This is a genomic window from Streptomyces albicerus (assembly GCF_008905045.1).
GTDB classification, from domain to species: Bacteria; Actinomycetota; Actinomycetes; order Streptomycetales; family Streptomycetaceae; genus Streptomyces; species Streptomyces albicerus.
Genome location: NZ_VWMY01000009.1, coordinates 98,896 through 119,062 on the forward strand (window position 1 = coordinate 98,896; position 20,167 = coordinate 119,062).

General features: G+C 71.3%; 13 protein-coding genes. 11 read left to right on the top strand and 2 right to left on the bottom strand.

Going from position 1 to position 20,167, the window contains the following annotated elements:
- Position 1: 1 nt before the first annotated feature.
- From GAS53_RS09745 to GAS53_RS09760, 4 genes are all read left to right on the top strand, one after another.
- Complete coding sequence (locus GAS53_RS09745; RefSeq protein ID WP_151477067.1) at positions 2 to 2,836, top strand: protein kinase; 2,835 nt, start codon at positions 2 to 4, stop codon at positions 2,834 to 2,836.
- Positions 2,837 to 3,000: 164 nt separating this feature from the next.
- A complete protein-coding gene (locus GAS53_RS09750; RefSeq protein WP_151477145.1) occupies positions 3,001 to 4,869 on the top strand; it encodes a serine/threonine-protein kinase in 1,869 nt (622 codons plus the stop codon).
- Positions 4,870 to 4,981: 112 nt separating this feature from the next.
- Complete coding sequence (locus GAS53_RS09755) at positions 4,982 to 6,634, top strand: serine/threonine-protein kinase (protein ID WP_151477068.1); 1,653 nt, start codon at positions 4,982 to 4,984, stop codon at positions 6,632 to 6,634.
- A gap of 153 nt (positions 6,635 to 6,787) precedes the next feature.
- Complete coding sequence (locus GAS53_RS09760; RefSeq protein ID WP_192583045.1) at positions 6,788 to 8,443, top strand: serine/threonine-protein kinase; 1,656 nt, start codon at positions 6,788 to 6,790, stop codon at positions 8,441 to 8,443.
- A 69-nt stretch (positions 8,444 to 8,512) separates the two neighbouring features.
- Here GAS53_RS09760 and GAS53_RS09765 read toward each other — a convergent pair whose 3' ends face one another.
- Positions 8,513 to 9,352 carry a hypothetical protein gene (locus GAS53_RS09765; RefSeq protein ID WP_151477069.1) on the bottom strand — a complete coding sequence of 280 codons (840 nt, stop codon included), beginning with the start codon at positions 9,350 to 9,352 and terminating at the stop codon, positions 8,513 to 8,515.
- 122 nt (positions 9,353 to 9,474) lie between these two features.
- Between GAS53_RS09765 and GAS53_RS09770 the strand changes: the two genes are divergently transcribed.
- The 4 genes from GAS53_RS09770 (at position 9,475) to GAS53_RS09785 (ending at position 16,459) form a co-directional block, all read left to right on the top strand.
- A complete protein-coding gene (locus GAS53_RS09770) occupies positions 9,475 to 10,899 on the top strand; it encodes a diacylglycerol kinase family protein (protein ID WP_404829197.1) in 1,425 nt (474 codons plus the stop codon).
- A 104-nt stretch (positions 10,900 to 11,003) separates the two neighbouring features.
- Positions 11,004 to 12,824 carry a serine/threonine-protein kinase gene (locus tag GAS53_RS09775; RefSeq protein WP_151477071.1) on the top strand — a complete coding sequence of 607 codons (1,821 nt, stop codon included), beginning with the start codon at positions 11,004 to 11,006 and terminating at the stop codon, positions 12,822 to 12,824.
- A gap of 159 nt (positions 12,825 to 12,983) precedes the next feature.
- Positions 12,984 to 14,609, top strand: coding sequence for a succinic semialdehyde dehydrogenase (locus tag GAS53_RS09780; RefSeq protein WP_151477072.1), 1,626 nt, complete (start codon positions 12,984 to 12,986; stop codon positions 14,607 to 14,609).
- Between the two features lie 65 nt (positions 14,610 to 14,674).
- A complete protein-coding gene (locus tag GAS53_RS09785; protein ID WP_151477073.1) occupies positions 14,675 to 16,459 on the top strand; it encodes a GMC family oxidoreductase in 1,785 nt (594 codons plus the stop codon).
- 135 nt (positions 16,460 to 16,594) lie between these two features.
- On the opposite strand, the gene GAS53_RS09790 is transcribed toward GAS53_RS09785, so the two are convergent.
- Entirely contained in the window at positions 16,595 to 17,257 is a 663-nt protein-coding gene (locus GAS53_RS09790) for an LAETG motif-containing sortase-dependent surface protein (protein ID WP_318721771.1), read from the bottom strand.
- Here GAS53_RS09790 and GAS53_RS57975 point away from each other — a divergent pair.
- The 3 genes from GAS53_RS57975 (at position 17,244) to GAS53_RS09800 (ending at position 19,790) form a co-directional block, all read left to right on the top strand.
- Complete coding sequence (locus GAS53_RS57975; protein ID WP_318721774.1) at positions 17,244 to 17,663, top strand: hypothetical protein; 420 nt, start codon at positions 17,244 to 17,246, stop codon at positions 17,661 to 17,663. The two genes, GAS53_RS09790 and GAS53_RS57975, sit on opposite strands and share 14 nt — an antisense overlap.
- 151 nt (positions 17,664 to 17,814) lie before the next feature.
- Entirely contained in the window at positions 17,815 to 18,999 is a 1,185-nt protein-coding gene (locus tag GAS53_RS09795; RefSeq protein ID WP_404829198.1) for a hypothetical protein, read from the top strand.
- 11 nt (positions 19,000 to 19,010) lie between these two features.
- Positions 19,011 to 19,790: a hypothetical protein gene (locus GAS53_RS09800; protein WP_225858838.1), complete on the top strand. Its 780-nt coding sequence runs from the start codon at positions 19,011 to 19,013 to the stop codon at positions 19,788 to 19,790.
- The last annotated feature ends 377 nt before the right edge of the window (positions 19,791 to 20,167 follow it).

The following is a 20,167-nucleotide window of genomic DNA, read 5'->3' on the forward strand; positions in this document are numbered from 1 at the left end:
CGTGGACGACTATGCGGGACGGGTGCTCGCTGACCGTTACCGCCTGCCGCTGCCGCCGTCCGACGAGTACGAACTCGCCGAGACCCGGGCCTTCGACACGTACAGCGGGCAGGAAGTCCTGGTCCGGCAGGTGCCGTTGCCCGAGATCGTCGAGGCGGAGGTGCTCGATGCGGACGGGCTGCCCGACGGGTTCGTGGCGCGGGACGCCGGGGTGCGGCGGCCGTCCGCGCGGACCACGCGGCGGCCCACCGAACCCGCGGTGCGGCGGGCGATCGAGGCCGCACAGGCCGCGGCCCAGATCCCCGACCACCCCCGGCTCGACCAGGTCTTCGACGTGTTCGCCGAGGGCGGGTCGCTGTGGATAGTGAGTGAGTTGGTGTCCGCGCGGCCGCTGGCGGCGCTCCTCGCGGAGCGGCCTTTGAGTCCCTACCGGGCCGCCGAGGTGGCCTCCGATGTGCTGACCGCGCTGCGCGTGCTGCACGCGCATGGGTGGGTGCACCGGAACATCACCGCGCGCACGGTGCTCGTCTGCGACGACGGGCGCGTGATGCTCACGGGGCTTGCCGCGGGGGCCGCGGAGGAAGCGTTGTGCGGGTATGACCCGGTGCCGACCGCCGAGAGCGAGGGCGAGGGTGAGGCGGGGAGCTCCGGGGCGGCCGGTGGTCCGGCCGGCCCGTACGGGCAGCACGGGCAGCCGCATCAGCCCGCTCCGGGCGGGAACTCCGGTCCGGGCGGACAGTCCGGTTCAGGTGGTGTGCCCGGGGCGCGAGTTCCCGGTGGTGGTCGTGCCGCGGTCGAGGCCGTGCGTGGTGGCGGCGGCGGGGGCATGGCGCCCGTCGCACAGGCGCAGGCGGCGGGCACGGGGCAGCGGGCGTTGGAGTCCGGCGGCGACGTGCGGGCCGCGCGGGCCGGGGCCATCGCGGCCTACCGTGCGGGCGCGCGGGCCGCGGCCCGCGTCCAGGAGGAACAGCGGGGCGGCCAGAGCGGGGCCTTGCCCGCGCCGAGGTCCCAGCCCGACGGGAGCGAGACCGAGGCCGGGCAGATCCCCGGGCTCGGTATGGAGCGCACTTCGCCGCAGGGGCAGATCGCCGACCCGTACGGGGTGGGGCGGTCGGGGTCCTGGCATGGCGCGGCGCCGCGCAGCGGTGCCCCCGTGGCGGGCGGGAACGGGCAGAACCGGCCTCCCGCGCTGCCCGGCGGCGGCACTGGCGGCAACGGCAGCGGCGTACCGGGGCCTGGCGACGCCACCGGGTTCCATGGGAACGGATCGGGCCTGCCCCTCGCCGGGAACGGCAACGGGAACGGCGGTCAGACAACCGGCGGTCAGACAACTGATGGTCAGACAAGGGGAGTCGGCGCGCAGAGTGGCGGCCCCGGGCTTCCGGGAAGCGGTGTGCCGGGCAGCGGCTTCGCCTCCTCGGCCGACCACGCCACCGCCGGCCACATGACCACCGGCCACCCCACTGCCGACCACCCCACCACCGGCCAAATCCCCACCGAGGCCCCCACCCAGTGGAGCGACCTCGCCCCCGCCCCCGCCGCCCACCGAGGTCCGGCCACCGCGTTGGCGGCCGAGCGGGCGCGGCAGGCGCGGATGGCCGTCGTGGGGCCCGTCACCGAGCGTTGGGCGCCCGAGCAGGCCGGGCCGGTGCATGAGAACTGGCAGTTGGCGGCGCCGATCGGGCCGGCGACCGACCTGTGGGCGTTGGGGGCGCTGCTCTTCCGGGCCGTTCAGGGGCACGCGCCCTATCCCGAGGAGAGCACCGCCGAGCTGGTGCAGTTGGTGTGTGCGGAGCCGCCCGCCTTCGCGGAGGAGTGCGGGCCGCTCAGGCCGGTCGTGGAGTCGTTGCTGCGCCAGGACCCCACCGAGCGGCTGGACTTCGAGGAGCTGCGCGGCTGGCTGCGTTCGCTGGTGCGGTCGGCGCCCGAGCCGGAGGCGGGCACGCACGTCGTCGCGGTGCCGCCGGCGGACCCCACGCGGCTGCCTGTCGTACGCCGCCGGGGCGAGCTCGTCCGCAGGCGCCGCGCCGGGCTGCCCGACACCAGCCCGCACGGCCGTCACAAGCGGGCCAAGCAGGGCAAGGAGGCCAAGCCACGCCGCCTGGGCCGCACGCTGCTTCTGCTGATACTGCTGGCGATGGCCGCGGCTGTCGCGTACGCCATGGCGTTCATGCCCAAGTCCGACACCGCCGGTGAGCGCACCGGTTCCGCGGGTGACGTCGTCAGCCCCGCTCCCGGGCACTCGGGAGACACGGACACCGGCACGGACGGGAACGCGGGCACGGATCCGCAGGACGAGAAGTCGCCGAGCAATGAGGCGAGCAAGGAGAACAGCCCGACGCAGTCGTCCAGTTCCACGACCCAGACCACCGGCCCCGACCTCCCGCAGGGCTTCACCCTGCGCAAGGACTCCGAGGGATTCCGCGTCGCGGTCGCCAACGGCTGGGACCGGACCGGGAAGAACGGCCGCGGGCAAGTCGTCTACTCCCACGGCGACTTCGAGCTGCTGATCGTGCCGGGACGCGACACCACCAGCGAATACGGCAGCGACCCGATGACGTACCAGCGCGAGGACGAGCGTGAGTTGCAGCCGTTCCGCGACTCGACCTGGGCCACGTCCAGCGGGATGCGGCGGATCGACGTGGGCGGACGGACCATGGCCGAGGGGCAGTTCACCTGGCAGGACTCGGGTGGACGTGAGGTCTTCGTACGCAACCTCGCGATCATCGTCGACGGGCGGTACCACGTGGTGCAGGTGCTCGGTCCGGAGGCCGAGCGGGACGAGGTGACGCGGCTGTACGAGCAGGCGTCCGCCACCTACCAGGTCACTGGTTGACGTATCGGTTCACCGGTCGACGCCCGATCGCCGGGCGGCAACAGCTCGTTCACGCACGGAGCAACCGTCACAGTGCTGTCTCCGTCGGACCCCGCCGGTTCCCTGGGCGGAGGCCGATCCTTAGTCTGACCCTGTCAAGAGCATTGCGGGGAAACGTGAATCAGATGCAGGGCCTGCTTCTGGCGGGGCGCTACCGGCTCGTCGACTCCATCGGCAGTGGCGGCATGGGCCGGGTGTGGCGCGCACACGACGAAGTGCTGCACCGTGCCGTCGCCATCAAGGAGCTGACGGCCGCGCTCTACGTCTCCGACGGCGACCAGCCCATACTCCTCGCCCGTACGCGGGCGGAGGCGCGCGCGGCCGCCCGGATCAACCACTCGGCGGTCGTCACCGTGCACGACGTGCTGGAGCACGACGGCCGTCCGTGGATCGTGATGGAGCTGGTCGAGGGCCACTCGCTCGCCGACGCGGTCAAGGAGTCGGGGCGTGTCGAGCCCCGGGAGGCGGCCCGGGTCGGCCTGTGGGTGCTGCGCGCGCTGCGGGCCGCGCACGCCGCCGGCGTACTGCACCGGGACGTCAAGCCGGGCAACGTCCTCCTCTCCAACGACCGGCGCGTCCTGCTCACCGACTTCGGGATCGCGCAGGTCGAGGGCGACACGACCATCACCCGCACCGGAGAGATCGTCGGCTCGGTCGACTACCTGGCGCCCGAGCGCGTACGCGGCCACGATCCCGGCCCTTCCGCCGACCTGTGGGCGCTCGGCGCGACGCTCTACACGGCGGTCGAGGGGAGGTCGCCGTTCCGGCGGACGACGCCGCTGACCACCATGCAGGCCGTGGTCGGCGAGGAGCCCGACGAGCTGTTGCACGCCGGTCCGCTCGAGCACGTCATCACCGCGCTGCTGCGCAAGGATCCCGCCGAGCGGCCCGGCGCGGAGGAGGCCGAGCAGATGCTCGCCGAGGCCGCGGAGGGGCGTACGCCGAGCTCGGCGCAGGCCTATGTGCCCACGCAACATGTGGCCAACACACAGGGAAGTCAGGGAAGCCAGGGCCCTTCTGGGGAGCCCGGGACACCTGGGACACAGGGCACCCCCAGCAATCCCGGCACTCCGGGCAGTACTCCGGGTGGCCCTCCGGGCGCTTACGGGCCCCCAGGCGGCCAAAGCGCCCAGGGCGGCTACGGCACCCAAGGTGGCCAGGGCGGCCATGAGACCCAGGGCGGCCACGGCACCCAGGCCAGCCACGGGACCCAGGGCACCTACGGCCCCCACGCCCCCTACGGCGTTCACGGCTACCCTGCGCCCCACCCGGCATCCGACCCGGCCGCAGTCACCGTGAACCAGCCGGTGTCCGGCAGGCCGAAGCGCCGCCGGTTCAGCACCATCGCCCTTGTCGTGGTGCTGGCCGCGCTCGTCGGCGGCGGGGGCGCCGCGGCGATGCTGTACGCGGACGGATGGGGGGCCGGTGGGAGCACGTCCTCGTCGTCCCCGTCCTCCTCCCCGTCTCCCACGAACTCCCCGTCCTCGACGGAGGAGGAACAGGGGAACCAGACCCCGGACAGCCAGACAGGCGGCGTCCCCGACGGCTGGGAACGCGTCGACGACGTCCAGGGTTTCAGCCTCGTCCTGCCCAAGGGCTGGCAGCGGCAGGTCGAAGGCGAGCAGATCGACTACACGCCCGACAACGGCGAGCACTTCGTCCGCATCGCCATCGACGACTCCCCGGACTTCGACACCCCGTACATGCATCTGCTCGACCTGGAGCAGCAGTTGGAGCGGTTGCAGGACTACCGGCGGGTCGGTCTGGAGGAGAACACCTTCCGCGACCGCCCGGGCGCGCTGTGGGACTTCACCTGGACCGCGCTGCCGAAGGACACCGAGTTCCCGGGGCCGCGCCGGGCCATCGAGCAGACGTATCTCGGCCGTGACGGCGTCGAGTACGCGATCTACATGTCCGCGCCCGCGGCGGACTGGGACACCGCGAGGGACCGGTTCGACGTGATCCTGCGCGGGTGGCGGCCCCCGGCCCGGTAAACCTGCCCGGTGACCCTGTACGGAGTCTGTACGGAGTCTCGAACGACGCTTGTCGGCCACCCTGTCGGCACTGTCCCGGAGGCCCTCCGTCCGGTGGGGCATGATGGGGCGCATGGGGACCGAGGGGGAGCATGTCCGCGTCATCGCGGGCCGTTACCGGCTGGAGGCCAGACTCGGCCGGGGCGGCATGGGCGTCGTATGGCGGGCCACGGACCAGCTGCTCGGCCGGCAGGTCGCGGTCAAGGAGCTGGCCCTCGACACCTCGCTCTCGGCGGAGGAGTCCCGGCTGCAGCGTGAGCGGACCCTGCGTGAGGCGCGCGCGGTCGCGCAACTGCGGCATCCGCACATCATCGTCGTGCACGACGTCGTCGAGCAGGACGAACGCCCGTACATCGTCATGGAGTTGATCGAGGGCGGTTCGCTCGCCGAGCGGATCTCCCGGCGCGGGCCCGTCGACGCGGCCGAGGTGGCGCGGATGGGGATCGATCTGCTCGGCGCGCTGCGCAGGGCGCACGACGCCGGCGTTCTGCACCGTGACCTGAAGCCCGCGAACGTGCTCCTCACCGCGGAGGGCCGTGTCGTACTCACCGACTTCGGGATCGCCCAGGTCGCGGGCGCGACGACACTCACCGAGACCGGGTCGTTCGTCGGCTCGCCCGAATACACCGCGCCCGAGCGGATGTCCGGCGTCAGGACCGGGCCCGAGTCCGACCTGTGGTCGCTCGGCGCGCTGCTCTGCACGGCCCTGAGCGGCGAATCTCCCTTCCGCCGCGACTCGTTGGGCGGAATCCTGCACGCGGTGGTGGTCGACGAGATACGTCCCCCCGCCGCTGCCGCGCCCCTGCTTCCCGTCGTACGCGGGCTTCTCGAGCGTGATCCCGAACGGCGGCTCGACGCGGTGGAGGCCGAGCGGCTGCTGCGGGCGTTCCTCGCCACGGGCCGTATGCCACCAGTGCCGTCCGACTACACGCCGACGCAGCGAGGCGTACCGAGGCGGGAGCCGGTGCCCGCACAGACGCCGCCGGACTCGCCCGTCACACCGCCGGCGAGACCCTCGACGGCCCCGCTCTCCGCGCCCTCCTCGATGCGGAACGTGCTCATCGCGGCCGCGCTCGTCGCCGCGATGGCCGGGGCGGGAGTCTCGGCGGCCGCGCTGCTGATGAGCGACGACGAGGACAACGGGCCGACGCCGCCCACGAGTTCCGTGTCCTCCTCCCGTACGGCTTCCGCGCCGACGAGTCCGACAGGCCCGACGGCGAGCCCCGCGCCCACCGTCACCGTCACCCGCTCCCAGTCCTCGCCCTCGCCCTCCACCGTCCGCACCGCGCCCTCGGGCTACCGCCTCGCCCAGGACCCGGCGGGCTTCTCACTCGCCGTGCCGGAGGGTTTCACGCGCGATACGCAGGGCGAGCGGGTCTTCTACCTGTCGGAGGGGGAGACCTTCCGTATCGGGATCAAGGTGTCCGACCCCGAACCGGGCGGCCCGCTCGCGGTGATGGGCCGCGCGGACGCCAAGGGGCCGGACACGAACCCCGGTTACCGCGACGGGCGCGTCACCGAGACCACGCACTCCGGACGGACCGCCGCGCTCTGGGAGTTCACCTGGAACGGCTACAGCAAGGCGGAGGGCGCGCGGCACACGTACGACCTGTGCTGGGAGGAGGGCGGCCGGATGTACGACGTGTGGGTGTCGGCGCCGGTCGGGAAGGCGCGGGAGGCACGGGAGTACTTCGACGTCGCGGTCGACACCTTCGTACGGACGTGAGCACCCGTATGTGCCCCTGTGTATCCGTATGCATCCCTGTGTAAAGGGGATCCGTACGTAAACGGGAGATAAGCGACCGCGTGCGTCACGGGTCTGTGACTGGAAAGCGCCCAGGGTGGAAGCAGAAGCGCTTGCCGCGATAAGGATGGACTCATGAGCAGCAGCGGGGGAGCCCCCTACGGGCCTGACGAGCCAACGAGTTTCGGTCTGCAACCGCCGGGCCAGCCGGTCGCCGTGCCGCACCCCGGGAACCCGTACGCCGCGCCCACCCAGGTCGTGCCGGAGCAGCAGGCGCCGCAGGACCCGGGCACGGGGCGGCTGATCGCGGGCCGCTACCGGCTGCTCGGCAAGCTCGGTCACGGCGGCATGGGCACCGTATGGCGGGCCAAGGACGAGACGGTGGACCGGGAGGTCGCCGTCAAGGAGCCCCGCCTGCCGGACCATCTTCCCGATCGCGAACGCGCCAACGCCTTCGAGCGGATGCGCCGCGAGGCACGCGCCGCGGCCCGGCTCGACCATCCGGCGGTCGTGAACGTGCACGATGTCGCGGTCGTGGACGGCCAGCCGTGGATCGTGATGGAGCTGGTGCGGGGGCGTTCGCTCGGCGACGCGTTGCAGGAGGGCACGATCGGGGCGCGGGAAGCGGCGAGAATCGGCCTCGAGGTCCTCGGCGCGCTGGAGGCCGCCCATGCGGCAGGCATCCTGCACCGCGATGTCAAGCCCGACAACGTCCTGCTCGGCCACAACGACCGGGTCGTCCTCACCGACTTCGGCATCGCCCAGATCGAGGGCGAGACGAACCTGACCGACACCGGCGGCTTCGTCGGCTCGCCCGAATTCATCGCGCCGGAGCGGGTGTTGGGGCAGCGGCCGGGCCCCGCTTCGGACCTCTGGTCCCTCGGCGTCGTCCTGTACGCGGCCACGGAGGGCGTCTCGCCGTTCCGCCGCAACAACACGCCCGCGACGCTCCAGTCCGTACTCAACGCGACGCCGGCCGCGCCCAACGCGGCCACGGGACCGCTCGCCGAGGCGATCAACGGCCTCCTCGACAAGGATCCCGCCCGGCGCCCGAACGCCGCACAGGTGCGCGGGCTCCTGGAGCGGGCCGCGCGGCCGCCCGAGCCCGCGCCCACGCAGGTGGTCCAGATCGCGGGTCCCGGCGGCAAATCGACACGTAGCGGCCGGCTCGGCCGCAAGGGGTGGATCGGGATCGGTGCGGCGGTCGTCGCGGCGGCCGTGGTGGCGGCGTTCCTGCAGTTCGGGAACCCGTTCGCGGGACCGCTGCCGGACGGCTGGAAGACGGAGGACGTGAAGGCCCTGGGGGCGACGGTCGCCGTACCGCACGGCTACCGGAAGGCGGTGCCCAAGGCCGACGCCGCCGAGGACGAACACTGGGTCCAGTACACCGACTTGAGCGGTTCCCTCTGGATCAGCCTGAGCGTGGACAAGAAAGCCGAGGACACCTCGGGCGGGATCGCCGAGACGGCGGCGGCCGAGATGTACGAGGACAACGACACGTACAAGAAGAGCGGCGTCTACAGCCTCGGCATGGCCGCCGAACCCGTTCCCAGGAGCGAGCCCGAGGAGACCAAGTACCAGGATCGGAAGGCCGCCCGGAACACCGTCGTCTACTCGACCACGGACACCGACAACCCGCTGCCCCGTGAGCTCCAGGTCCTCTACTACAAGACCAAGTCCGGCGACATGTACAAGCTCATGATCGGCTACCCCGGCAAGGGCGACTTCACCGAGCGCGGCCGCGAGGTCGCCAAGACGGCCATCGCGAACCTGGACATCAACAAGCTGTGAACCCGCGGGAGGGCGGGCCCGCGAACTGGGCCCGCCCTCCCAACGAGTGCCCCTTCAACGGGCGTCCGCTCAGCCGAGCTTGGCCGCCTGGGCCTTGATGAGGTCGGCCGGTACGTCGTAGTCGGAGATCTTGGCGTCATCGGCGAAGGCCGCGATGCTGATCGAGTAGTACGTGGCGACAGTGTTCCCGTGCCGCGCGACCTCCGCGTGCACGACCGGGTCACCTTCGGCGTCCGCGGTCACCGCGAACGCCACCGACTCGTCGCCGTTCCCGGAGGCCTTCTCCCCCTCGACCTTCGAGAACTTCTGGGGCTCCTTGCCGGCCGTGGCCGTGAACCCGCTGCCACAGCCGTCGATCGCCGCGGAGACCGCGGACATGGTCTCCTTCGCGCCGTCACCCTCGTACGAGGACAGCGAGACGATGGTCATCGTCGAACCGAGGGCGTCGGTGATCGAGTTCATCGCCTCCTCGAGCTCCTCCGGGGTCATGTCCTCCATGTCCTTGGTGGGGGACGCGCTCGCCTTGGCCGCCGGGTCCTCCTGGGCCATGCGGTTGACGTACGAGGCCGAGTCGCCCGGCGCGAAGCCGGTGAGGACGTACGCGAGAGGCGCGCACTTCTCGTCGGCGACCTTGATGTCCTTCTTGGAGGAGGCGAACGCCTCGGACTGGTCGGCCGGGCCGACCTTGTAGCCCTTGACGTCGGCCGTAGCGATGATCAGCTTCTCCAGCTCGCTGTCGCTGAGGGTTTTCGCTGCCGCGGCCGGTTCCTTGGTGCCCGCAGCCTTGTCGCCCGAGCTCGAGTCCGACCCGGAGTCGGAGCCGCTGTCGGAGCAGCCGGTCACCAGGGCGAGCGAGAGGACCGACACGACGGCTGCGACGCCGGTGCGCGGCAGCGTGAATCTCTTCATTTTTCGAATGTTCCTTCGGTGATGTCGAGCTGAAGCTGGAGTCTGAGGTCAAGGTCAACCAAAGGTCAAGCTCGTTCCAGGAACGGCATACTGCTGCCCTGACGTGGAGGGAGGCGGTGGGCGTGGTCCTGGATCTGGACGGGCGGGCGCACGCCCGGCAGCGGTGGGCGGCGCGGAGCGCCCTGGCGGCCGCCGGTCTCGCCGTGCTGCTGCCGCTCGGGTATGCCAGGGCCGCGAGCCTGCTGCTCGTCGCGGTCGGCGTGCTCGGTACGGCGGTCACCGTGGCCGCACTCTGGTGGGTGCTGACCATCCGAGGGCCCGCCCGGGCCGCGGCCGGGGTGCTGGCCCTCGTGACGCCCGCCGTCGTCGTCTGGTTCTTCGCCGCCGCGAACCTGCTGTGGGTCGTCGTCGTGTCCCTGGCACTGTGGGGTTGCGCCGTCTGGGCCGGGAAGTTCGCGCTCAGCACGACCAAGTCGCATGTCGTGCGCGTGCCCGAGTACCGGACTCCCGCTCCCACCAGGCCCTTTCTCATCATGAACCCCCGCTCCGGGGGCGGGAAGGTCGAGCGGTTCGGGCTGCGGGAGAAGGCCGAGAAGCTCGGGGCGCGCGTCCATCTCCTCGACCCCGAGCGGCACGAGGACGTCACCGCGCTCGCCCGGCGGGCCGTCGCGGACGGGGCCGATCTGCTCGGTGTCGCGGGCGGGGACGGTACGCAGGCGCTCGTCGCCGCCGTCGCCGCGGAGCACGGGATGCCGTTCCTCGTCATCTCCGCGGGGACCCGGAACCACTTCGCCATGGACCTCGGGCTCGACCGGAACGACCCCGCCGCCGGCCTCGACGCGCTCACCGACGAAGGAGTCGAACTCCGCGTGGACCTCGGCTTCGCCGACACGCACCCCTTCGTCAACAACGCCTCGTTCGGGGCGTACGCGGCGGTCGTGCAGAGCCCCGCGTACCGGGACGACAAGGTGGGGACGACGCTGGAGCTGCTGCCGGAGCTGCTCACGCACCAGCGCGGGCCGCGGCTGACGGCCCGGATGGCGGGGACGGGCCAGGCGGGGGAGGCCGGCCAGGCGGGAGAGGCCGTCATCGACGCACCACAGGCCCTGCTCGTGAGCAACAACCCCTACCGCATGGACGATCCGGTGGGGCTCGGATACCGCGAGCGCCTGGAGTCCGGTGTGCTGGGCGTCCTCGGCGTCAAGGTCGAGGGAGCCGCCGAGGCCGCCGGGCTGGTGCTGGGGCTGCACTCCGCCGGGCTCACGGTGCTGACGGCCCGCGAGGTGGTCGTCGACGCCGACCGCTCCGAGATCGAGGTCGGCGTGGACGGCGAGGCCCTCGTCCTGCCCACGCCGGTACGGTGCCGCATCGAGCCGGGCGCGCTGCGCGTGCGCGTCCCGCGGAACCGGCCCGGCGTCCCGGAGACCATGCCGCCCATGGACTGGCGCCGGCTGCGCAAGCTCGCGGCGGCGGTGGGACGTACGGCACTTCCCAAGCACCCCGAACGCTGGACACTGCCCAAGAACCGGACTCCTCCCAAGGACTGACGCCCAGGACCGGCCCCAAGAACTGACGTCGACCCCCAAGAACTGACGTCGACAAGTAAGGACTGACGTCGACAAGTTCCGACTCCGCACGGTACTGATGGGACATGAGCGATGACGGGGGGCGGTTGATCGGTGGTCGCTACCGGCTGACCGAGCGCATCGGTTCCGGCGGCATGGGCACCGTATGGCGGGCCGTGGACGAACTCGTGGAGCGGGAGGTCGCCGTCAAGGAGCCACGCCTGCCCGGCGATCCGCAGGACGCGGCCCACCAGCGCGCGTACAACCGGCTGCACCGGGAGGCGCGGGCCGCCGCGCGCGTGGACCACCCGGGAGCCGTCGCGATCCATGACGTGGTCGTGGAGGACGGACTCCCCTGGATCGTCATGGAGTTGATCCGCGGCGAGTCCCTCCACGAGGTGCTGCAGCGCGGCGCGCTCCCGCCCGCCGAGTCCGCGCGGATCGGCCTCGCCGTCGTCGGCGCCCTGAAGGCCGCGCACGCGAAGGGCATCGTGCACCGTGACGTGAAGCCCGCCAACGTGCTCCTCGGACAGCACGGCCGCGTCGTGCTCACCGACTTCGGCATCGCGCACATCCAGGGCGAGGAATCCCTCACGATGAGCGGGGAGTTCGTGGGCTCCCTCGAGTTCATCGCCCCCGAGCGGATGTCCGGCCGCGGCGCCGGACCGGCCGCGGACCTGTGGTCCCTCGGCGTCTGCCTGTACGCGGCGGTCGAGGGCTGGTCCCCGTTCCGCCGTACGACGCTGGAGTCCACCCTCGCCGCGATCCTGTCCGCCGAGCCGCCGGAACCCAGGCAGGCGGGGCCCCTCGGACCGCTGATCGTACGGCTCTTGGCGAAGGACCCCGCCGAGAGACCGGACGCGGAGGAGGTCACATCGGCGCTGGAGGCGGTGGCCGAGGGATGGCCGGCGCCGCGGGGCGACCTGACGCTCCCACAAGACGCGTCCCTGCTCCGGGAGTTCGCGGACGACGCGGGGACGGTACATCTCAGTCGGCCCTCCAAATCGGATGAGGCGCCCGACAAGCCGGAGGCGCCCGCCCCGGTCAAGGCGGCCGATGGGCCGGAGCCGCCCACCTCGCAGGAGCCGCCCACCTCGGAGGAGACCTCGGCCCCGGAGGAGACCCCGGCCCCGGCGAAACCCCCGGCTTCGGAGGAGACCCCCGACGCGCGGCAGACGTCCACCTCGTCTCAGCTGCCCACCCCGCTGGACGCGCCCACCCCGCCGGACGCCCGCGCCCCGTCGGCGGACACCCAGCCCCATGCCGTACCCACCAAGCGCAAGCGCTCCACCGCCCGCCTGGTCGCGGGCACCCTCGCCGGAGCCCTCCTCATAGCGGGCGGCGTCTGGCTCGGCATCTCGCTCACCGACGACGACAGCACAGCCGTCGCAGGAAGCGATCCGTCGGCGCCCACGACGGCGGGCCAGAACTCAACCTCCCCCAAGGACAGTTGGATCGCCCACGAGGAGAAGGACCTGAACGCCGTCCTCTCCCTCCCCAGACAGTACGTACGCTTCCACGAGCAGGGCGGCGCCGACGACCAGCCCCGGATGGCGATCTACGACAACGACGACGTCATCCAGGTCCGGCTCACCCAGTGGGACAAGGCACCGCGCTCACCGATGGGCCAGGCGAAGGACTCGGCCGACACCTGGGCGGGATACGGGGAGTCGAACACGCAGTACACGAACACGTCCTTCCACGGGAACGAGGCCGTGCTCGTCGACACCACCTACGACACCGAGGGCACGCTGATCCGCGTCATGGAGTTGATGATCCTCACCGACGACAGCCGGCTCTACGAGCTGCGGGTGGACATGCCGAAGGGGACGGCGGACGAGAAACGGGGCACGGCGGTGTTCAAGGGGGCGCGTGACCGACTCGAGATCGGAGGAGTGCGGCAGTAGTCCCCGCGCTCCGATTTTTCGGCCGGCTCCTGATCGTCGCCGGACAACCCCCTGATCAGGCCGTTCATTGCCAGTGATCACTGGCGCCATGTGTGTACTCGGTGAAACCCTATTACCGACGGGTACCCAAAGCGCCCGGCCGGGCATACCCTGCGGCTCATGACGGACTCGCAGGCCCCGGCACAGGCCCCGGAAAAGACAGGCACCAACCCCCTCGCGCCCGCCCCCGAGGGCGCCCGCACAGCTGCTGACGTGGTCACGCCGGAGCTGATCGCCCAGCTCACCAAGGGCGTCGTCGGCTCGGGCCGCACCGCCAACCACACGCCGTTCACCGGCGAGAAGCTGGCCGACCTGCCCGAGTCCACCCCCGAGGACGTGGCACAGGCCTACGAGCGGGCCCGCGCCGCCCAGTCCGTCTGGGCCCAGACCCCCGTCAGGCAGCGCGCCGCCGTGCTCCTCCGCTTCCACGACCTGGTGCTCGCCCGCCAGGCCGAGGTGCTGGACCTGATCCAGCTGGAGACCGGCAAGGCCCGCCTGCACGCCCACGAGGAGGTCCAGGCCGTCGCCGTGGCGGCCCGCCACTACGGCCGCAGGGCCCCCTCCTACCTCAAGCCCAAGCGGCACGCGGGCGCCATGCCGACCCTCACCAAGGTCACCGAACTGCGCCACCCCCGAGGCGTCGTCGGTCAGATCGCCCCCTGGAACTACCCGCTGGAACTCTCCGTCGGCGACGCGCTCCCCGCCTTCGTCGCCGGCAACGCCGTCGTGATGAAGCCCGACACCGAGACCTGCCTCACCGCCCTCTGGGCTCGTGACCTGCTGATCGAGGCGGGCCTGCCGGCCGATGTCTTCCAGGTCGTCCTCGGCGAGGGTCCGGTCGTCGGCCCGGAGGTCGTCAAGCACGCCGACTACGTCTCCTTCACCGGCTCCACCCGTACGGGCCGCGAGGTCGCGCAGGGAGCGGCGGCCCGTCTGGTCGGCGTCTCGCTCGAACTCGGCGGCAAGAACGCCATGCTGGTCCTGGAGGACGCCGACGTCGACAAGGCGGCGGCCGGCGCGGTCCGCGCCTGCTTCTCGTCCGCCGGTCAACTGTGCATCTCCATCGAGCGTTTGTACGTCCACGAGTCGATCGCGGACGCCTTCGTGGCGCGGTTCGCCGCCCGTACGAAGGCGATGCGGCTCGGCAAGTCCCTCGCGTACGGCGCCGAGATGGGCTCACTGGTCGGCGAACGCCAGCTGGAGACAGTCACCCGGCACGTCGAGGAGGCAGTCGCCAAGGGCGCCAAGCTCGTCGCGGGCGGCGTCGCACGCCCGGACATCGGCCCGTACTTCTTCGAGCCCACCATCCTCGACGGCGTCGAGGCGCCGATGGCCGTCTGCAACGAGGAGACCTTCGGCCCGGTCGTCTCCGTCTACCGCTTCAAGGACGAGGACGAGGCGGTCGCACTCGCCAACTCCACGGCGTACGGCCTCAACTCGTCGGTCTGGACGAAGGACGGCCGACGCGGCGCCGAGGTCGCGGCCCGGCTGCGCACCGGCACGGTCAACGTCAACGAGGGCTACGCGCCCGCGTACGGCAGCGTCCAGTCCCCGATGGGCGGCATGAAGGACTCCGGCCTCGGCCGCCGCCACGGCTCCGAGGGCATCCTCAAGTACACCGAGGCCCAGACGGTGGCCCAGCAGCGACTGCTCCCGATGGCCCCGTCCCTGGGCATGGACGACGAGAGCTACGCGAAGTTCATGAGCCGAAGCCTGCGGCTCATGAAGGCATTCCGGTTCCGGTAGGCGCCCCGTCAGGGGCGCGGGGAACTGCGCGAGCAACCACAGACGGCCCGCAGCGAGGAGACCACGTGCGGCAGCAAGACGCGTCCTACGACTACGACGTCATCGTGGTCGGCTCGGGCTTCGGCGGCTCGGTAACCGCCCTACGCCTCACCGAGAAGGGCTACCGCGTAGGCGTCCTGGAAGCCGGCCGCCGCTTCACACGCGAAACCCTCCCCAAAAACTCCTGGGACCTGAAGAACTACCTATGGGCTCCCAAGCTCAACATGTACGGCATCCAGCGCATCCACCTCCTCGGCAACGTCATGGTGCTCGCGGGCGCAGGCGTAGGCGGCGGCTCCCTCAACTACGCCAACACCCTCTACGTACCGCCGAAGCCGTTCTTCGAGGACCCGCAGTGGCGTGACATCACCGATTGGCAGGAGGAGCTGGCGCCGTACTACGACCAGGCGCGGCGCATGCTCGGCGTACGGCTCAACCCGACGATGACCCCGTCCGACGTACACCTCAAGGCGGCCGCCGAGCGGATGGGCGTCGGCGACAGCTTCCACATGGCGCCGGTCGGCGTGTTCTTCGGGGACGGCGAGGACGCCGACGGCTCGGCGAAGGCCAACCCCGGCGAGCAGGTGCCGGACCCGTACTTCGGCGGCGCGGGCCCCGCCCGCAAGGCCTGCAACGAGTGCGGCGAGTGCATGACCGGCTGCCGGCACGGCGCGAAGAACACCCTCAACGAGAACTACCTCTACCTCGCCGAGAAGGCGGGCGCCGTCGTCCACCCGATGACGACCGTCGTGTCCGTCACGGACGACTCGCAGGGCGGGTACGCCGTGGCGACGCTCCCGACAGAACAGAAGCGGAAGGGCGAGGGCAGTACCTTCAAGGCCCGCCGGGTCGTCATCGCCGCCGGTACGTACGGCACGCAGACCCTGCTGCACCGTATGAAGGCGGGCGGCCAGCTCCCGTACATCTCGAACAAGCTGGGCGAGCTGACCCGTACCAACTCCGAGGCGCTGGTCGGCGCGCAGACCGACAACCGCCGTTACCGCAAGGTCACCGGCGAGGCGAGGGTCGATTTCACGCGCGGGGTCGCGATCACGTCCTCCATCCACCCGGACGAGAACACCCACATAGAGCCCGTCCGCTACGGCAAGGGCTCGAACTCGATGGGCGGCCTGTCCATCCTCCAAGTCCCTTATGCGGAAGGCTCGTCGAGGGTCCCGGGCTGGCTGGCCCATTCGGTGAAGCACCCGCTCCTCGTGGCCCGCTCGCTCTCCAACCGCCGCTGGTCGGAGCGGACCATCATCGGCCTGGTGATGCAGTCCCTCGACAACTCCCTGACGACCTTCCTGAAGCCGAAGGGCGCGGGCAAGGGCCTGTTGACGGCAAGGCAGGGCCACGGCGCCCCCAACCCCAAGCAGATCAAGGCCGCTTCGGAGGCCGCCTCCGCGATCGCCGCGGACATCAACGGCTTCGCGGGCTCGAACGTCGGCGAGCTGATGGGCACCCCGCTCACCGCCCACTTCCTGGGCGGCTGCCCGATCGGCGCGTCCGCCGACGAGGGCGTCATCGACCCGTACCACCGGCTGTACGGGCACCCGGGCATCTCGGTGGTGGACGGCGCCGCGGTCTCGGCGAACCTGGGCGTCAACCCTTCGCTCACGATCACCGCGCAGGCCGAGCGCGCGATGTCGTACTGGCCCAACAAGGGCGAGACGGACCCGCGTCCGGCGCCGGGAGCCGCGTACGAGCGTCTGAAGCCCGTCGAGCCCCACTCCCCGGCCGTCCCCGCGGACGCCTTCGGCGCGCTGAGACTGCCGTTCCTGGGGATGCCGACGGTGCCGCCGAAGAAGTAACCCCGGGAAAGCCACCGGGAAAATCACCAGGAAAGTCACCGGGAACGACGAAGGACCTGCACCCCCCTCCGAGCGCAGGTCCTTCGTCGCTTGCGTGAAGCGTTGGTCGCGTGAAGCGGTTACGCCCTACGCGTCTTAAACCTCGGCCCCGGCCTTCCGGCGGCGCACGACGAACACCGCACCGGCACCGGCCGCGATGGCGAGACCGCCGACGAGACCGATGGTCGGCAGGGCGGAGCTGGAGCCGGTCTCGGCGAGGCTGCCGTCGACCTGCGGAGTGTTGCTCTTGTCCGGCTTCTGGTCCGAGACCGGAGCCTTGCCGCCTTCCTGCGGCTTGGTGCCGTCGGTGTCCGTACCCGCGGCGACGATCTGGAACTTGTACGCGACCTCACCGAAGCCGGTGCACTCCGCGTCGTTGTCACCGTAGATCGTCGCGCCGAGCGAGAAGCCCGCGCCGACCGGGGCGCTGGACTTCACGTTGATGCGCAGCGGGACGTTGACCTCGTAGTCGGGCTTGAGCTCGTCGGTGTAGCCGACGAAGCCGACCGCGTAACCCTCCTCGTCGAGGTTCTCCCAGATCTTGGCGTCCGGGTTCCAGGCCTGGAGCTGAACCTGCTTGCTCTTGAAGAGGTCCGCGCCGTCCACGTCGGAGGAGGCGCCGGCGAGGAAGTCGAGGTCCTGGAGCGTCGAGTCCGAGGAGTTGAGGACGTTCAGCGAGAACTTGTGCCAGCCGCTGCCCACGGCGATCTTGCCGGGCAGGCCGGTGATGCTGACGTCGACCTTGGTGTCCTCGCACAAGGACGGCTCCGGCTCCGGGGTCTCCGACGCGGACGCGGAGGTGCTCGGCGCCGGGCTGGACTCGGAAGCGGACGCGCTCGGGGACGGCGCCGACGCGCTCGGCGACGCGGGCGCGGAGGTGCTCGGCGTGGGAGCGGACGAACTCGCCGACTCGGACACGGACGGAGACGGGCTCGCCGACGTCGAAGTGGACGGGCTCGGGGTTGCGGACGGGTCCGTCGCGAAGGCGGCCGGAGCCGACAGCAGTGCGAGCGGGGCTATGACTGCCGTCGTGGCCGCAGCGGCCATGACACGGCGAAGCTTCATGAAGACCTCGGTAAGTCCGGTGTGCCGCAACATCGCGGCACGAGAATTTGGGAGGCCTCCGCGTGGCGGTCGCGGGAAAGGCCGTTGGTTCCGCAAGTGAGACCTGTGACCCCTGTGAAGGGTTGTCCTCGAACTCACAGAATTCTTATGTGGGCTGGGTCACATCCTGGCTCGACTTGTGAACTTCCTTGCCCACGCCTTAGAACTGACCCTCGTTCGACTGTCGATCGTGGGGGAGAGGCGCGAGCGCCGTGGCCGAGAAGCCGTCCGAGCCGTCGGAGCAGTCCGGGGCGTCCGGAACGCCCGGAGCATCCGGAGAGTCCGAGTCGTCCATTCCGGACGACGTGTGGGAACGGTTCGTGCAGGACAGCGAGCGCGACATCCGGACATCCGAGGCGCCCAAGGAGCCGTCCGCGCGCGCCCGCATGGTGACCGAGCGGCTGCGGCAGCAGGAGGCGCGCGGCGAACTGCCTCCGGGCTGGCGTACGGGCCCCGCCCGGCAGGACATACAAGGGCGCGCGGCCCGGCGCCGCAAGATATGGGCGATCATCGGCGTACCGCTCACGATCGCGGTGGCCGTGGTGGCCATGAAGCCGTCCCTGCTGCCGGGTGACCTGTTCGGTACGGACACGGGCACGGAGTCCGCGGCCCCGCTGCCCGAGGAGACCGCGCCCCCGACCGCCGCCCCGTCCTCCGCGCCCGGAACGCCCACGCTGGACAAGCCGTTCGCCGGCTCCCCGGCCGAGCGGTACGCCGACGGCGCCGCCGGAATCGTCCTGCCGGACGCGAAGCCCGTCGGCTCGCACAGCAAGGACCAGGTCGCCCAGGCCCTGCGGCAGACCAAGGCCCTGCTCGTGGACGCGAACCTCGACCGCAGGACCCTGCTCGGCGGCACCCCCGAGACCGTGCTCGACAAGGTCCTCGACCCCAAGCAGCCCGAACTGCTCGACGACGTGAAGTCCTCGCTGCGCAAGCCCGACGAGGACCACGACCCGCTCCGGCTCATCAGCCGTTTCGACCCGAACGAGGTGCGGCTCGTCGGCGACGTGGTCAAAACCCGTGGCCGTACGACCTTCAAGGCGGGCCGGGACGGGGCCGTCGCCGTCCACGCCGACTACACCTTCGTCTATGCGCTGGCCCCGGCCGACCCGGACGCCACCGAGGTGTCGCGCACCATCGTCCGCCGCGTCCTCGACCTGGAGCTGCCCGACCCCGCGAAGTACCGGGTCACCCCGGGCAGGCTCCTGGTCCTCCGCTACGACCAGGACCTCGCCAACTCCGCCTGCGACATCTACGACGGCTTCCTGCACCCGCACTTCGACTCGACCGGCCCCACGGGCGCGCCCCCGACCGGGCCCACGACCGACCCGTACGACCGAAGCCGGGACATCACGCACTCCGAGACGGAGTCCTGTGGGACGGTGTCGCGGACATGAGTACAACGGAGATGAATACAGCAAGGATCTCGCGGACCGTAGTGGCCGCATCGGTGGCGGCCGCCCTCGGATTCACGGCGGCGTGCGGCGGAGGCGGTGCGGAGAAGTCTGCCGACAAGGGCAAGAAGCCGTCGCGGCCTCCGGCGAGCAGGCCCGCGGCCGACGGGGCGAAGGAGAAGTCGCCCGCTCGGGACACCCAGGACACCCGGGACGCGGACCGGCCCCTGACCGAGGCGCAGCTGAAGCAGGCCGCGCTCGCGACGGGCGACGTCAAGGGTTACGAGGTCAAGGGGGCGGGGTCCGCCGACCTCCAGGGGCAGTCCGTTCCGGCGGGCCCGGCCAAGTGCCAGCCTGTCGCCGACATGTTCCTGTTCACCACCGACCCGGACTCACGTGCCGCCGTCAGCCGCGGCGTCCACGCCGAGGACGACACGGACGCCTCGGTGACCACGCTCGCCCTCCTCTCGTACGGGTCCGGCGAGGCGGACGAGGTGCTCGACGGGCTGCGCAAGGCGACGGGCGAGTGCACCGCCTACCAGTACGTCGGCTACAAGTACACCGGGGTCAGGGCGTTGGCCGACCCGGATCTGGGCGACGAGTCCGTCGCGTTCCGGCTGGTCGCCTCCATCGAGGGGGCGAAGGTCCCGGCCGCGTACACGGTCGTCCGCGACGGTACGACCCTGGCGGCCTTCAGCTCGATGAACATGCTGGACGCGGACAAGGTGGAGGTCCCGGAAAAGATCGTCGAGGCGCAGCTCGCGAAGCTGAAGAAGGCGAAATCGACGGGCTGACTCACCCCCCAAGACAGCAGGACGGCAGGACAGCAGGACCGCAACGCAGGCAGGCAGGCAGACAGGCGAAGGGCCCCACGGGACGGATCCGCGGGGCCCTTCGTGGTCAGCACCGACGTCAGGGCAGCGCCGGTGCCTGAGGAGCGGCGCCGGGGGGTAGCGCCGCTTTCTGGCTCGTCCGCCGGTCGGCGCCCCGGCGCACTCGGGGAGTGCGCGTGGTATCGACCAATGGCGGTAGGACAGCGGTCCAATGCGGTTGTCTGCTCAGGGACTTGGGGTTGTTCTAGGCATCGTGCTCGATGGGCCGCGGCCTCCGCAACCGTTTCGACCGCCCTTGCACAGATTCCGCCGGTCGGCTCCGGGCGTCCCCGGAGCCG